Annotated in this window: 13 protein-coding genes and 1 pseudogene; 12 read left to right on the forward strand and 2 right to left on the reverse strand. The window is 41.9% G+C overall.

Annotated features, from left to right (window positions below; all coding sequences use genetic code 11):
• Nucleotides 1–97 precede the first annotated feature (97 nt).
• The 6 genes from ACIZ62_RS06115 to phoU all read left to right on the forward strand — a co-directional run bounded on the left by ACIZ62_RS06115 (nucleotide 98) and on the right by phoU (nucleotide 5,439).
• On the forward strand, nucleotides 98–640 hold the full coding sequence (locus tag ACIZ62_RS06115; protein WP_322519912.1) for an HD domain-containing protein: 543 nt from the start codon (nucleotides 98–100) through the stop codon (nucleotides 638–640).
• 267 nt (nucleotides 641–907) lie between these two features.
• Nucleotides 908–1,750 carry a phosphate ABC transporter substrate-binding protein gene (locus ACIZ62_RS06120; RefSeq protein WP_414151479.1) on the forward strand — a complete coding sequence of 281 codons (843 nt, stop codon included), beginning with the start codon at nucleotides 908–910 and terminating at the stop codon, nucleotides 1,748–1,750.
• 96 nt (nucleotides 1,751–1,846) lie between these two features.
• Nucleotides 1,847–2,728, forward strand: coding sequence for a phosphate ABC transporter permease subunit PstC (gene pstC / locus ACIZ62_RS06125; protein ID WP_322519913.1), 882 nt, complete (start codon nucleotides 1,847–1,849; stop codon nucleotides 2,726–2,728).
• Nucleotides 2,729–3,934 carry a phosphate ABC transporter permease PstA gene (gene pstA / locus ACIZ62_RS06130; RefSeq protein ID WP_414151480.1) on the forward strand — a complete coding sequence of 402 codons (1,206 nt, stop codon included), beginning with the start codon at nucleotides 2,729–2,731 and terminating at the stop codon, nucleotides 3,932–3,934.
• Between the two features lie 8 nt (nucleotides 3,935–3,942).
• Nucleotides 3,943–4,701: a phosphate ABC transporter ATP-binding protein PstB gene (gene pstB, locus ACIZ62_RS06135; RefSeq protein ID WP_414151481.1), complete on the forward strand. Its 759-nt coding sequence runs from the start codon at nucleotides 3,943–3,945 to the stop codon at nucleotides 4,699–4,701.
• A 15-nt stretch (nucleotides 4,702–4,716) separates the two neighbouring features.
• Nucleotides 4,717–5,439 (forward strand): phosphate signaling complex protein PhoU, encoded by a 723-nt coding sequence (phoU, locus tag ACIZ62_RS06140; RefSeq protein ID WP_111887510.1) that lies wholly within the window; start codon nucleotides 4,717–4,719, stop codon nucleotides 5,437–5,439.
• Nucleotides 5,440–5,594: 155 nt separating this feature from the next.
• Here phoU and ACIZ62_RS06145 read toward each other — a convergent pair whose 3' ends face one another.
• Nucleotides 5,595–5,825, reverse strand: a complete 231-nt coding sequence (locus tag ACIZ62_RS06145) for a hypothetical protein (protein ID WP_111887509.1) — start codon at nucleotides 5,823–5,825, stop codon at nucleotides 5,595–5,597.
• Between the two features lie 434 nt (nucleotides 5,826–6,259).
• Here ACIZ62_RS06145 and ACIZ62_RS06150 point away from each other — a divergent pair.
• From ACIZ62_RS06150 to ACIZ62_RS06175, 6 genes and pseudogenes are all read left to right on the forward strand, one after another.
• A pseudogene (locus ACIZ62_RS06150) lies at nucleotides 6,260–6,502 on the forward strand (methyl-accepting chemotaxis protein); the annotation flags it as partial.
• A 67-nt stretch (nucleotides 6,503–6,569) separates the two neighbouring features.
• Nucleotides 6,570–6,854, forward strand: a complete 285-nt coding sequence (locus ACIZ62_RS06155) for a GNAT family N-acetyltransferase (protein ID WP_111887507.1) — start codon at nucleotides 6,570–6,572, stop codon at nucleotides 6,852–6,854.
• Between the two features lie 65 nt (nucleotides 6,855–6,919).
• Nucleotides 6,920–7,618, forward strand: a complete 699-nt coding sequence (locus ACIZ62_RS06160; RefSeq protein WP_111887506.1) for a response regulator transcription factor — start codon at nucleotides 6,920–6,922, stop codon at nucleotides 7,616–7,618.
• Nucleotide 7,619: 1 nt separating this feature from the next.
• Nucleotides 7,620–9,023, forward strand: a complete 1,404-nt coding sequence (locus tag ACIZ62_RS06165) for an ATP-binding protein (RefSeq protein ID WP_414151482.1) — start codon at nucleotides 7,620–7,622, stop codon at nucleotides 9,021–9,023.
• Between the two features lie 111 nt (nucleotides 9,024–9,134).
• Entirely contained in the window at nucleotides 9,135–9,746 is a 612-nt protein-coding gene (locus tag ACIZ62_RS06170; protein WP_204355482.1) for a methyltransferase family protein, read from the forward strand.
• A gap of 305 nt (nucleotides 9,747–10,051) precedes the next feature.
• Nucleotides 10,052–12,973 (forward strand): methyl-accepting chemotaxis protein, encoded by a 2,922-nt coding sequence (locus tag ACIZ62_RS06175; protein ID WP_414151483.1) that lies wholly within the window; start codon nucleotides 10,052–10,054, stop codon nucleotides 12,971–12,973.
• Between the two features lie 116 nt (nucleotides 12,974–13,089).
• Here the strand turns inward: ACIZ62_RS06175 and ACIZ62_RS06180 are convergent, their stop codons facing one another.
• Complete coding sequence (locus tag ACIZ62_RS06180; RefSeq protein ID WP_322519916.1) at nucleotides 13,090–13,689, reverse strand: hypothetical protein; 600 nt, start codon at nucleotides 13,687–13,689, stop codon at nucleotides 13,090–13,092.
• Nucleotides 13,690–13,837: the final 148 nt, after the last annotated feature.

Below are 13,837 nucleotides of genomic sequence, written 5' to 3' on the forward strand. Positions count from 1 at the left end.
TAGCACGGGCGATCCGAGATCATCTGTTTAGTTGTCAGTCTAATTTGTCACACCCGTTAGTCAAACGTATGGTAAGATTTAAAATCAAGGAGGATCTATGTCCATTTCAAAAGCCATTGAATTTTCTGCCAAAGCCCATGACGGTCATTTTCGCAAGGGCTCCAAAATTCCTTATATCACTCACCCCTTTGAGGTTGCTAAAATTCTCGGTGAGACAGTGGATCCGGAAGAAAATGAAGCCCTGATCTGTGCCGGACTCCTTCACGATACGGTGGAAGACACGGATACCAGTCTGGAAACGATCCGTCGGGAATTCGGAGAAGCAGTGGCCGAACTGGTAGCCTCCGACTCAGAAGACAAATTGTTGCCCTGGGAAAAACGCAAGCAGAATACCATCGATTTTCTCAAGAACCGAGCGACCCGGGAGATGCAGATGCTGGCCTGCGCCGATAAACTGGCAAATCTGCGAAGTGTTAAAGAAGATTACGAAAGAATCGGAGAAGAGGTCTGGGATATTTTTGTCAGAGGTAAAGAAAAGCAGGCCTGGTATTACAAAGGTGTGCGGGACGCATTGGCACCCCTAGCGGGTTTGGCAATGTATGAAGAACTAAAAGAATTGATTCAGGAAATCTTTGACTAATAGAAGGATGTCCTGCTGATCCTTATAAACGTAAAGAATGAAGCGTTAATAAAAGATAATATTACTCCATCCAGTCGAGCTGGAGAGAAAGGACGGCCATATAAAGTCAATCGGATTAAATTGGGAGGTTGGAATACCTCTCTTTTTGTTTGCCAATTTAACAGAGTATTAACAATCTCTTTACCTCCACAAAACCTTTTATCCTTTTTTATTTGGTAAGATAGCTATGCAATCAACGAAATTTAAGGAAATTTAAAGGAGAAAAAAATGTCAAAAAGTTTTAAAAAAGTTTTAGTATCATTGTTAGTCGGTGCAACGGTGCTGACCCTCGCAGGATGTGGTTCTTCAGGATCAACAACGGCAACCACCAGTGACGCAATTTCAGGAGAAATAAACGGCGGGGGCTCCACATCAGTACTGAAGGTCATTGATGCAGCCGGTTCAGAGTTTACAGCCTTAAATCCGGAAGTCAAGTTTACCTACAGTGGAACCGGTTCTTCCGACGGAATTAAAGGAGCAACAGCGGGTACCTATTCCTTTGGCTGTGCATCACGAGACTTAAAAACCGAAGAAAAGGGTAGCCTAACCGAATTGGTTTTTGCTTTTGATGGTATTGCTGTTGTTGTAAACCCAGCTAACACCGTAACAAACCTGACAACTGAACAGGTCCAAAAAATCTACATGGGCGAAATCACCAACTGGAGTGAAGTTGGCGGAGCGGATGCACCGATTGTTGTTGTATCGCGTGAAGATGGATCGGGAACGCGTGGTGCATTTGAAGAAATGGTTAAGTTTGAAGAAAAACTAAAACCTGATGCCACCATTAAAGAAGGTAATGGAAATGTTCAAAGTACGGTTGCCGGAAATGAGAACTCCATTGGTTATGTTTCTTTAACCTTTGTTGATAAAACTGTTAAAGCCATTGATATTGACGGTGTAAAAGCGACTGTGGATAATGTTAAAAATAAAACTTACAAAATTTCACGACCCTTCCTGGCTATGTATGATAAATCAAAGGTTGATGATGCAACTCTTGCTTTCCTTGACTTCCTGATGACCAAAGATGGACAGGCCATTGTCGAAGAACATGGTGGTATCTCAGTACTTTAACAAAAAAAATTGAGACTCCTGAAAAGGAGTCTCTCTTCATTAAAATAATCCCATGACATCAAGTAACCTGCATGGGTTAGAAAAGGAGCGTTTATTTTGCAAGCAATTAAACGTAAGAAGCAACAAGAGAAAATAATCGAAGGCTTTTTTCTTGTCTGTGCTTTTGTCGCTGTCGTCAGTGTTTTGGCGATCACTGCCTTCGTTTTTTACAACGGACTAAAACCTTTTATTTCCAATAGTTATCCGCTTTGGAATTTTTTATCCGGTGTTGAATGGCGACCGGGTTCGAATATGTATGGGATCTTTTACATGATTGTGGGATCTGTTTTTGCAACATTAGGCGCGATTCTGATCGGAGTGCCAATCGCGATTCTCACAGCAGTCTTTATTTCAGAAATGGCCGGATCACGGGTAGGCAAAATCATTCGTTTTGCGGTGGAATTATTGGCAGGGATACCTTCCGTTCTATATGGGGTTTTTGGATTAGGAATCATTGTTCCTTATGTGCTGAAAATATCGCCTATGGCTCAAGGGGAGTCATTGCTGTCGACCATCCTGGTTCTGGCAATTATGATTCTACCAACCGTTGTCAGCATTTCAGAAACGTCCATCAGTGTGGTTCCAAAAGCATATCGAGAAGGCTCCTATGCGTTGGGTGCATCGAAAATACAAACCATCTTTAAGGTGGTGTTACCGGCAGCGCGTTCTGGGATTATGACCGGTGTTATTCTTGGCATTGGCCGGGCCATTGGTGAAACGATGGCGGTTATGCTGGTTTGTGGTAACCCCATTGCCGGTATACCCACTAGTCTGTTTGATCAGGTTCGTCCGCTGACCACTAACATTGCGTTGGAAATGGGCTACGCCTCCGGTGTCCATCAGGAGCTGTTATATTCAACCGGTGTGGTGCTATTTATTTTCATCATGTTGATTAATCTGATTGTTAATAAATTGGTTAAAGCAAAGGTGGGCAGTTAAATGAGCAGAAGCATAAAAGACCTATTTGTTAAAGGTATTATTTATCTGGCAACCGGCATTACATTAAGTGTGTTGCTTTTTATTATTGGCTTTATTTTTGTTCAAGGAATCGGGTTGGTTAATTGGGATTTTTTAACCCGGGATTTCAATGAAAAAGTAGGTTATGCCTTTACTGAGGCCAAAGACGTACCTTTAAGCATTGATGAAGAAAAGCTTAATGATATAAATTCACTGGATAATCGATATGAGACCGCTTTAGAAGGACCAATCTACATCGAGAATATTGGGGCGGCTATTTCTAAGGTCGCTTATAAAAACCATAGTACCGAGCGCGAACAAATTGTTGTTACCTATCTCGAAAAGGATTCATCGTTACAAAGTGCCATCGATTCAACTGGCGTAGAAATAAAAATTGGCCCCGACTATATGTTGCAGAGTATTAATGGAAAAGATTTTACTGATTTATCATTAGATGAGGTTGCAGAAACCATTGCCGCTCAATCCGGCGAACTAAAAATAAAAATCGTTCAGCCGGGCGGAGGAATCAAATCAAATATTATCACAACACTGTACATGGTCTTGCTCTCCTTGCTTGTGGCACTGCCAGTGGGTATCTTTGGAGCGATTTATTTGACTGAATATGCAAAACCAGGGAAACTGGTTAATATCATTCGATTTGCTGCCGAATCTCTGGCGGGTATTCCTTCGATTATTTTTGGTCTGTTTGGGATGGCTTTCTTTGTAGTCGCTCTAAATTTTCAGATCTCACTGATTTCCGGGAGTCTGACGGTTGCGGTCATTCTTTTACCAGTTATTATTCGGAGTACAGAAGAAGCTTTAAAAACGGTCCCCATGGCTTTTAGAGAAGGATCTCTGGCACTTGGCGCCACTAAGCTTCAAACCATTTTTAAAGTCGTGCTACCCTGTGCGGTACCTGGTATTGCCACAGCAGTGTTACTCAGTATTGGCCGGGTGGTTGGTGAGTCTGCGGCACTACTATTAACTGCAGGGACGGTTGCTCAAATCCCGGGTACGCTATTTTCACCTGGGAGCACCCTAACCGTACAGGCCTATTATGTGGCCAAAGAAGAAGGCAATATTGAGCTGGCTTGTGCAGTCGGCATTGTCATAATTGTAATTGTTATTGTACTGAACATCTTGTCCCGTATCACCTCAGACAAGTTGGATGTCTTTAATAAAAAATGAGGAGTAATATGAACAGAAATATAAAGTTTAACGCGAAGAATCTTGATTTGTATTATGGCGATTTTCAAGCGCTTAAATCAATCAATATGGAAATTCGCGAAAATGAAGTTACCGCATTTATTGGACCATCCGGCTGCGGAAAATCCACCTTCTTACGTTGCCTGAATCGGATGAATGATTTAATCGACTCGGTAAAAATCAAGGGGGAAATTCTCTTTGATGAAAAAGATATTAATGGTGATATTGATGTTATAAACTTAAGAACCCGGGTGGGGATGGTCTTTCAGAGTCCGAATCCCTTTCCCATGAGTATTTATGAAAATATCGCCTATGGACCCAAATGTCAGGGTATGAAGGACAAATCGAAATTGGACGCAATCGTAAAGGAGAGCTTGATGAAAGCGGCGCTCTGGGACGAGGTTAAGGATCGATTAAATAAATCGGCTCTTGGCATGTCAGGTGGTCAGCAACAGCGTTTATGTATTGCCAGAACCATTGCCATGAATCCGGAAGTGATTTTAATGGATGAACCAACCTCGGCGCTTGATCCCATTGCAACGGCCAAGATTGAAGACTTGATGTCGAGTTTAAAGAAAGACTATACCATTATTATCGTTACTCATTCCATGCAGCAGGCGGGCCGAATTTCAGATAAAACAGCTTTCTTTCTAATGGGAGAGGTGATTGAATTTAATGAAACACCGATTATTTTCACAAATCCCAATGACAAACGGACAGAGGATTACATTACAGGTCGCTTCGGTTGATAAGGAGAATAAATCATGCGAATAGAGTATAATGAAGAATTAAGAATGATCAAAGACGAGATTTTGATGATGTCAGCGATGACAGAAAAAATGTTAGCTGATTCAGTCCAGGCATTAAAATCTCAGGACTGTGAGTTGGCCAGATCAGTGATTGAACGGGATGATTTAGTAGATGCCAAAGAAATTGAGCTTCAACTGATTGTAAGTCAGGTGATTGCCACCCAAGGACCGGTTGCCACCGATTTAAGACGATTGGCGTCAACCTTGAAAATTATTACCAATCTGGAACGAATTGCTGATATGACAGTCAATATTTCCAAACGGGTGATGGAATTATCAGATACTGTTTATATGAAACGACTGGTGGACATCCCTCGTACCTGTGATCTGGCACAGACATTATTAAAGCTTGCAATTCAAGCTTTTGTGCATGAAGATATCAGTCGACTCCGGGAAGTCGTTGATCTGGAGGATGAGATTGATGCCTTGAATATGCAGATTCATCATGACTGTTTGGCCTATATGATTGATAATACTAAAAATATCCATCAAGGTTCGGTATTCATTTTTGTTGGATCTTATCTTGAGCGTATTGGTGATCATGCCACCAATATTTTTGAAACAGTTTTTTACATCATTACCGGAGATTATATTGATTTTAATGATCTGGATGAGGAAACCATCGTGCGTATCATTGAAACACAAAAGAAAATTGAAGCCGCCGGAAAAGAAGATTAAGCGTAAAACGGATAAAAAAAGCCAGAGGATTGATTCCTTTGGCTTTTTTTGCATTAAAAACATGAAACGACCTATTAATTGGATTAAACGGGAATCTGGGGAGAAGTAGAACGACAGCGTAAATAAAACAAGGGGTATTTACCCCTTGCCCACCTTTAACGATTGCGACCGTTAATTTCTTCGTCACATTCAGTGATACATTCGTTGAGTTTTTTTATTTCTGCATCAAATTCTTCCATTTGGGCAACGATCTTCCCGCTTGAGACATGCATGCCGGATTGTTTAAAAATAAAGCTACGTTCATTTTCAACGTCTTCCAAGTCTTCTTTCAAACTGGCCAATTTATTCTTTAGTTCGACATCACTTAGTTTACTTAATTCATTCATCGTTTCTCTCCTGTTATTTAAAATGGTTCTTTTTTTAAGTATAACATGGTCAATTTCTGAATGCAACCGACTAAATAATTGAAATGATCCAGATAGGAGAGAAGAACTCAGAAGGTATGATCAGAATTATATAAAACGAACAAAATACTATTTTTGTCTCATTAAAAAACCTAGGAGACCAGAGTGAAACAGCAAAAAGGCAGGTAAACACTTGTCTTTTTGCTGTTTCGCCATTGCTTTTGGGTGTTTTAAGCATTATAATAAACGAGTTGCAAAAAATTAAGTTGGATAAAAACTTTGCAAAAAAAAGTTTACACGGGGCTTGAAATGGTATATAAGTACCATAGCATGGCAGGCAATTATACTGGTGAGTATAGCCCGGATTGTTACCGGGATTAATGCGACCCTCGACGCCATGTGCACCGATTCAGGAAGCCAACGCATTAGAAGAAATTGTAGCAGAAATTACCAAGGTCGCGGAACTGGTTCGGGAAATTGCCGAAGCCTCCAATGATCAGGCTACCAATATCACCCAGATTAATCTGGGGGTCGACCAGGTCTCCCAGGTTGTCCAGGGAAATACAGCAACCGCTGAGCAATCGGCGGCAGCCAGTGAAGAGTTATCCAGTCAATCGCAGTTACTCAAGGAAATGATCTCGCGGTTTAAATTAAAATAATAAATGCAAACAAAAGACGGGAAAACCATCCTGTCTTTTTGCATAAAAAACCAGATAGGAGGATACAATGGAAACCATCCATGTAACAAAAAACAAATTTTATATTGGTGTCAATGAAGAAGAACCAATTGGTTTATTAAACTATCACATTGAAGGTGATCGATTGATTATCGAGCACGTTTATGTGACCAAAGCACTCAGAGGGCAGGAGCTTGGAGTCAAGCTGGTGGCAAAGGCAGTGGCATTTGCCCGGGAAAAGAGGCTTAAAATTATCGCCTACTGCTCCTATGCGGAAAAGGTCTTAACTGAAAATCAGGACTATGGTGATGTTTTTTCTGCCAACAACGAATAGTCGACAAAAAGGCATGACATCATTTGAATTAAGCGAATAAAATAATCTGACTCAAGGAGTTTCATATGAATGTTTTAGTTGCTGAAGATGAAAAAGATATTCAAAACCTTTTAAAACTTCATCTTGAAGAAAATGGTTATACGGTTTTTACTGCCGCTGATGGTTTGGAAGCCTTGGCGATTTTTAAAAATAATGTTATCAATTTAGGGATATTCGACGTGATGATGCCCCGGCTGGATGGCTTTAATCTGCTGAGAAAAATCCGTGAAACCAGTCAGATGCCGATTATCTTTCTGACTGCCCGAGGAGATGAAATGGATAAGGTTTTGGGATTGGGTCTTGGTGGGGATGACTATCTGGTCAAACCATTTAGTATGGCCGAACTCATTGCCCGAGTTGGTGCACATCTCAGACGGAACTATGAATACTCAGAAAATAATTCGATCAATAAGGCCAATCTGAATGTTGGGAATTTAGCTCTTGATGAGGATGGCTGCTGTATTTATTTAGATGGTGTATTAGTGGAACTCAGCGCCAAGGAGTATTTGATGCTCCTGTTCTTAATGAAAAATCCGAACAAGGTTTTTACTAAAAAGCAGCTTTATCGGCAGGTATGGGAAGACGACCTTTATTATGACGATAACACCATTATGGTTCATATCAGCCGGCTGCGGAATAAATTAGAAACAGATCCTAGGAATCCCGAGTATATCAAGACGATTCGTGGAATTGGCTATAAATTCCATATTTCTAAGGTTCTCTAGAATGAAAAAGAGGATTTCGAATCGCTTTGTCGCGGATTATGTGCTGATGTTTTTAATCTCCACTCTGATTGGTGTTTTTGCCGTGACGCTATTAAGCTTTGCCAGTGATGTGATCTCAAAAAATCTGGTCAATTATAACTACACGGCAGAAAAAATCATGACGGATGATCTCTCAGCTATGGATGTTGAGCAAGTGCTGGAAAATGGCGGTGGGGTTCAAGTGGTTTCTAAAAATTATGAGGTCATTTTCAGCCAGGGAATTAACAATCTACCGGAGGTGTTAACCCCGAAGACGTTCACCGAATTTTTAACCACCAGTCAAGCTAAGGGAAACCCATTCAGTTATAGTATCGCTTATAATCCCAGGGTAGAATTCTGGTTGTTGGTTACTTTCCCAACATCAATTCGCATTGATTTTGCCATTGTTCATAATCCCGAATTTTTATCGGTTGATACTCAGCGAGTAGTCGGGGTCATTTTTGCGATTGTCTTATTTTATTTGATCTTACTGGGAATTAGTACGGTTATATATTCTAAGCTGACCTCACTTAGTATTGTTAACCCCCTTAAGAAGCTATGCAGCAGTGCCAGTCAGTTAAGAGCAGGCGATTACACATCCCGGGTTGACTTAAATCTGGATAATGAATTCGGCGAACTAGCAACCATTTTCAATGAAATGGCCGACGAAATTGAAAAAGAAATTGCTTTAAGAAAACAGAGCGATGAAAACCGCAAAAAGCTGATTTTGGATATTTCCCACGATCTCAAAAATCCTCTTGCCAGTATTATCGGCTATGCAGAGTTCTGTTTAATAAAAACCGAAATGACTACTGAACAACTCAGGGGCTATCTGACTACGATTTATAACAATAGTAGTCGGGCTAATCGTCTGATGACAGATCTTTTTGAATTGTCAAAAATGGAAACTTCGGATTATGTTCTGGTCAAGGAAAAACTCGATTTTGCCGAATATCTTCGGGAGCAAATGAGCGAAGCCGTGGCAAACCTGGATAGCGCCGGGTTCTCCTATCTGTTTCATATTCCCGATCAAGAGATTATGGCAGCGGTGGATCGACAGCAGATGAGTCGGGTGTTTGAAAATCTTGTTGACAACGCTATCAACCATAATCAGGCTGGCACCCAGATTGAACTGAGCTTGATGGAGCATCCCAAAATGATTGAAGTTCGCTTTAAAGATAACGGGGTAGGGATTTCCTCAGAATTAAGCGATCAGATTTTTAAACCCTTTGTCAAAGGCGATCCGGTCAGATCGCGGGAAAGCGGGGGCACTGGTTTGGGTTTAGCGATTGTCAGAAAAGTTGTAAAAGCCCACGGTGGTACAATCAAACTGGCAGTGGATAACAAGGTTGGAAGTGAATTCGTTTTGTTTTTACCAAAGAGTTAAGATGGATTTAAGATAAGAAACAACTTCATGTATGAATTGCTTGCTATAGTAAAGGTAAGGGATTACGTGAAGTTTTTTATGTGATTCCACTAAAATTTGGAGGTTGATAAATTGGAAACATTGGACAGTCATTTTTATAATTGGTTTGGAGTATTATTTTTTACGGTACTTTATGGAGTGATCTTGCTGTTTATGCCATTTTACAAAAAAATGGATCGGAAGCCGGCTGGCACCTACCTTGCTTTTGTGATTGCTTTTGCCATTGAAATGCATGGAATCCCCTTTAGTATGTATGTGATCTCCTGGATAATTGGTAAAAACCTTCCTGAAGGTGTTCTATGGGGGCACACGCTTTTTGATACCATAGGTTATTGGGGAATGTATATTAATATTGCTTGTGGGGCAGCGGGTATATTTTTAATTATGAATGGCTGGTATAGTATTTACAAGAAATACTGGTCTAAAGAAACCGGAACTGGAACTTTGGTGGAAACCGGGATTTATAAGTACATTCGCCATCCTCAGTATGCGGGGCTGCTCTTATTATCTTTGGGAATGATGGTAGAATGGGTTACATTGCCGCTGCTGATATTATACCCGGTGATGGTTTTTATGTATGTGCGGCTGGCAAAAAAAGAAGAACAGGATATGATCGAAGAATTCGGAACAGACTATCAGAATTATATGAGTCGAACAAAAATGTTTATTCCGCAACTTGTTTAGAGAACGTTGGAACACAAATAAATCAGTGGTCAAAAAGACAGGTGGTAATATTACCTGTCTTTTTGACGTTATGCCATTGCTTTTGGGTGCTTTAAACATTATAATAGGTGAGCTGCAAAAAAATAGTAAGTTTGGATGCGAACGTTGTAAAAAACGTTTACACACGGTTGAAGATGGTATATAAGTACTATTAATCTTAATAGAGGTTTTTTGAATATGTATGAATTCGCGTAGATTAAATTCTGATTGAGTGAATTTAATACCTTTGATAAGCCAAACAATAAAGGGAAAAGGAAGGAGAAAGGATGAAATCAATCAGGTTACGTCTTATCATGTTGTTCACCGCACTCATTTTGGCAGTCACAGGTATTTTGGGGGTAATTGTTGTTGGTCAGTTTACCAGTGTTCTGGAGGAAGATGCCCATGAACAATTACAAAATATGGCGCTGGTTCAGGCCCGGTATATTGAAACCAGCATTAATAACAAACTGAACTATATGGAGGCGCTGGCTCATAATTCAATGATTCTGGATCCGGCGGTGTCCCAGGAACAGCGGGTTGTTTTTTTTGAAGCAGAAGCTACACGAGTGGGGTATGACGCCTTTGTTTTAGCAGATCTGGCAGGGAATGGTGTTACCCAAAGTATTACTGGGGATACCGTTAACATTGCTGATCGAAGTTATTTTAAAGGGGCAGCGGCCGGTGTTCCGACGGTATCGGATATTACTATCAGCCGGGTTACCGGAGAGCCGGTACTGCTGTTTGCAACACCGGTCTATCAAAACGGTGGGATTGCAGCAGTTCTTTATGGCAGAAAAGAAGGAAAAACCTTAAGCAGCATTGTCGGTGAGGTAACCTATGGAGAAACCGGTTTTGGCTCACTGATTAATAACGATGGGATTGCAGTGGGAAATGCAAATCTGGAGTTGGTCAAGCAGCAGTTTAATTTTGCTGAGGCTGATGCGGAAAATCCCGATTATGCCCAGTTAGCTGAGCTGGTACGCAGTGACATGTTAACCCGTGAACCGGGCTATGGTGATTACAGCCTTGACGGGAAGGACATGTTAATTGGCTTTGCTCCGGTTGAAGGGACTTCCTGGATACTTTCAGTAGCCATGGATCAGATTGAGGTGGATGCTCAGGTAGCTGAAGTCAGAAATACTATTATAACCGTGATTCTGTTAGCAATTATTGTTGCAGCATTTGCCGTATTTCTAATCAGTGGCACCATCGCCAAGCCAATTATGGCAACCACCGAGGAATTAAACCGTCTGGCGGGCTTTGATTTTCGACATAATGAACAGTCCAATGCTGGTAAATATCTCAATCGACAGGATGAAATCGGTACGATGCTAAAGGCTGTGACAACCATGCAGCAGAATGTAAAGGAAAATCTGATTGATAAACTGGAACATATTTCCCGGGGGAATCTGGATGATGAAATTATTATGGTCGGTGACAATGATCAGGTCGGACCAGCCTTACAGGATACCCAGGGAGCCATCAAAACGTTGATCACCGATACGAATATGTTAGTGACTGCGGCCGTTGAAGGTCGGTTGGATGAACGGGCCGATGCGTCAAAGTACAATGGCGATTATCAGAAGGTGATTGCTGGGGTCAATCAGACACTGGATGCGGTGGTTGAACCGATTAAAGAAGCCTCCAGCGTTCTGGAAGCGATGGCCAGAGGGGATCTCACACAAGACATGCAGGGCGACTATAAGGGCGAACATGCGCTGATTAAAGTCTCTGTTAACAAAACCTTTGAGAGTATCAAAATGCTGGTCAGTGATACTAATTCTCTAGTAGCAGCTGCTGTCGCCGGAGAGTTAGAAACCCGGGCCGATACCACCAAACATCAGGGTGAATATGCGAAAATAATTTCCGGGGTCAACGGCACTCTGGACGCCATGGCAGAGCCTATTCAGGAAGCCTCCGGGGTTCTTGAGGAAATGGCTCAGGGTAATCTAGAACAGGGTATGGCAGGCAATTATACAGGGGAGTATGCCGTTATTAAGGATTCGGTTAACAAAACCTTTGACAGTATCAAGATGTTAGTTGGTGACACCAACAGTCTGGTTGAATCTGCTGTTGCAGGAGATCTCAATGCCCGGGCCGATACCTTTAAACATAGCGGCGAATATGCCCGGATTGTCGCTGGTGTCAATGCCACTCTCGATGCCATGGTGGCACCAATACAGGAAGCCAACACGGTGCTGGAAGAAGTGGCCAACGGCAGCTTGAAACTGCGAATGGCAGGGGAATATCAGGGTGAGCATTCAGCCCTTAAAAATTCCCTCAACAGTACCCTGGACTTTTTACAGGGGATTGTTGATGAAGTGTCTGATATTCTGGACCAGATGGCGAACTCCAATATGGTCGTCAGTACTACCGGGGACTATAAGGGCGATTTTGAACCGATTAAAACGGCCCTTAACCATATCATCGCATCTTTTAACGGAATCTTAAACGACATGAACGAAGCGGCCGATCAGGTATCAGCCGGGGCGTCACAAGTATCGGATGGCAGCCAGATGCTGGCTCAGGGCTCGACTGAACAGGCGGCCGCTATCCAGCAATTGAGCTCGTCCATTGATGAAATAGCAGATAAAACAAAAGACAATGCCAAGCGGGCCAGCGAAGCCAATATGCTTTCGACCACCGCCCAGGAAAAAGCCCAAAAAGGCAATGACAGCATGCGCCAGCTCCAGGTATCGATGGATGAAATCAACCAGGCGTCCGGCAATATTTCAAAAATCATCAAGGTCATCGATGATATTGCTTTCCAGACCAATATTCTGTCGCTAAACGCTGCTGTAGAAGCCGCCCGAGCCGGGCAGCACGGCAAGGGCTTTGCTGTGGTTGCGGAAGAAGTTCGTTCCCTGGCCGCCAGAAGTGCAGAAGCCGCCAAGGAAACGACCGCTCTGATCGAAGGATCAGTCAGAAAAACCGAAGATGGTACCGCCATTGCTGATGAAACAGCCAACGCATTAGAAGAAATTGTAGCAGAAATTACCAAGGCCGCGGAACTGGTTCAGGAAATTGCCGAAGCCTCCAATGATCAGGCTACCAATATCACCCAGATTAATCTGGGGGTCGACCAGGTCTCCCAGGTTGTCCAGGGAAATACAGCAACAGCGGAGCAATCGGCAGCAGCCAGTGAAGAGTTATCCAGTCAATCGCAGTTACTCAAGGAAATGATCACGCGGTTTAAATTAAAATAATAAGCTTAAATACAAAAGAATTAAACCAAAAAAGACAAGGAAATTTTTCCTTGTCTTTTTTGGTGGTAAGATCTTCGCACGCGAAGAGAACACAAACTTCTTTACGAAGAAGTTTGTTATTCTTCTTTAGCCCAATCATCAAATCCCTGCATAACCTTATCATAGGTTTGTTGGGAGATTTCCGGAAGTTCACCGCCAAATGCTTTTTTAGCACTTTCAAAGCCTTCTTTAAAGGCATTTCTGAGGGTTTCAAGTTTGCTTTTATCACCACCGGAGAGCGCTTTAGCAAAATCAATAATCCGTTCTGATGTTTTGTTTACCCCATAATAGCCGTCTTCAGAAATCGCTTCCTGGGCAGCCGCTTGAGTTTTTGAATCAACAATGATGTTAACTTCTTTTCCGTCGGCCAGATCTTTAAGAACCTGACTCACTTTCTTGCCCTGTTTTTCAATCATGGCTTCAACCATTTTCTTGAAAGATTCGGTATTTCGGGCAAAATCCTGCTTGATTGCGTCTATCTTTTTACGGTCGACCGTGTAGGTTCCAATGTCTTCAGAAGTAGCAGTGCCAAGTTCAATGGAGTCGAGTTTTTGTACAACGGGTTGGACTTTATCGGCAGCCTCGGGCTCAACTTTGATGTCAGCATTTTGGGTGACGCCTTTTGTCTGAACTGCTTGATTCAGAGTTTTGTTCGCATCAATTGCATTTGCATTCATAACATCCTCCTTAATAGATATTTAATAATCGTTTCTAAATTATTTGCTTGCTTCTATAAACTATATCGACAAAATTCAGCAAAATATAACATTAAATTTAAAATAATCGCAGTTAGAAAATAATCAGAACCGATTTCATGCAGATGGT

The organism is Acetobacterium carbinolicum (assembly GCF_047456275.1).
GTDB lineage: Bacteria > Bacillota > Clostridia > Eubacteriales > Eubacteriaceae > Acetobacterium > Acetobacterium carbinolicum.

Excerpts from the sequence above, each read along its gene's own strand:
- ACIZ62_RS06115 (WP_322519912.1), top strand. The coding sequence starts at position 98 with ATGTCCATTTCAAAAGCCATTGAATTTTCTGCCAAAGCCCATGACGGT.
- ACIZ62_RS06120 (WP_414151479.1), top strand. The coding sequence starts at position 908 with ATGTCAAAAAGTTTTAAAAAAGTTTTAGTATCATTGTTAGTCGGTGCA.
- pstA (WP_414151480.1), top strand. The coding sequence starts at position 2,729 with ATGAGCAGAAGCATAAAAGACCTATTTGTTAAAGGTATTATTTATCTG.
- pstB (WP_414151481.1), top strand. The coding sequence starts at position 3,943 with ATGAACAGAAATATAAAGTTTAACGCGAAGAATCTTGATTTGTATTAT.
- phoU (WP_111887510.1), top strand. The coding sequence starts at position 4,717 with ATGCGAATAGAGTATAATGAAGAATTAAGAATGATCAAAGACGAGATT.
- ACIZ62_RS06145 (WP_111887509.1), bottom strand. The coding sequence starts at position 5,825 with ATGAATGAATTAAGTAAACTAAGTGATGTCGAACTAAAGAATAAATTG.
- ACIZ62_RS06155 (WP_111887507.1), top strand. The coding sequence starts at position 6,570 with ATGGAAACCATCCATGTAACAAAAAACAAATTTTATATTGGTGTCAAT.
- ACIZ62_RS06160 (WP_111887506.1), top strand. The coding sequence starts at position 6,920 with ATGAATGTTTTAGTTGCTGAAGATGAAAAAGATATTCAAAACCTTTTA.
- ACIZ62_RS06165 (WP_414151482.1), top strand. The coding sequence starts at position 7,620 with ATGAAAAAGAGGATTTCGAATCGCTTTGTCGCGGATTATGTGCTGATG.
- ACIZ62_RS06175 (WP_414151483.1), top strand. The coding sequence starts at position 10,052 with ATGAAATCAATCAGGTTACGTCTTATCATGTTGTTCACCGCACTCATT.
- ACIZ62_RS06180 (WP_322519916.1), bottom strand. The coding sequence starts at position 13,689 with ATGAATGCAAATGCAATTGATGCGAACAAAACTCTGAATCAAGCAGTT.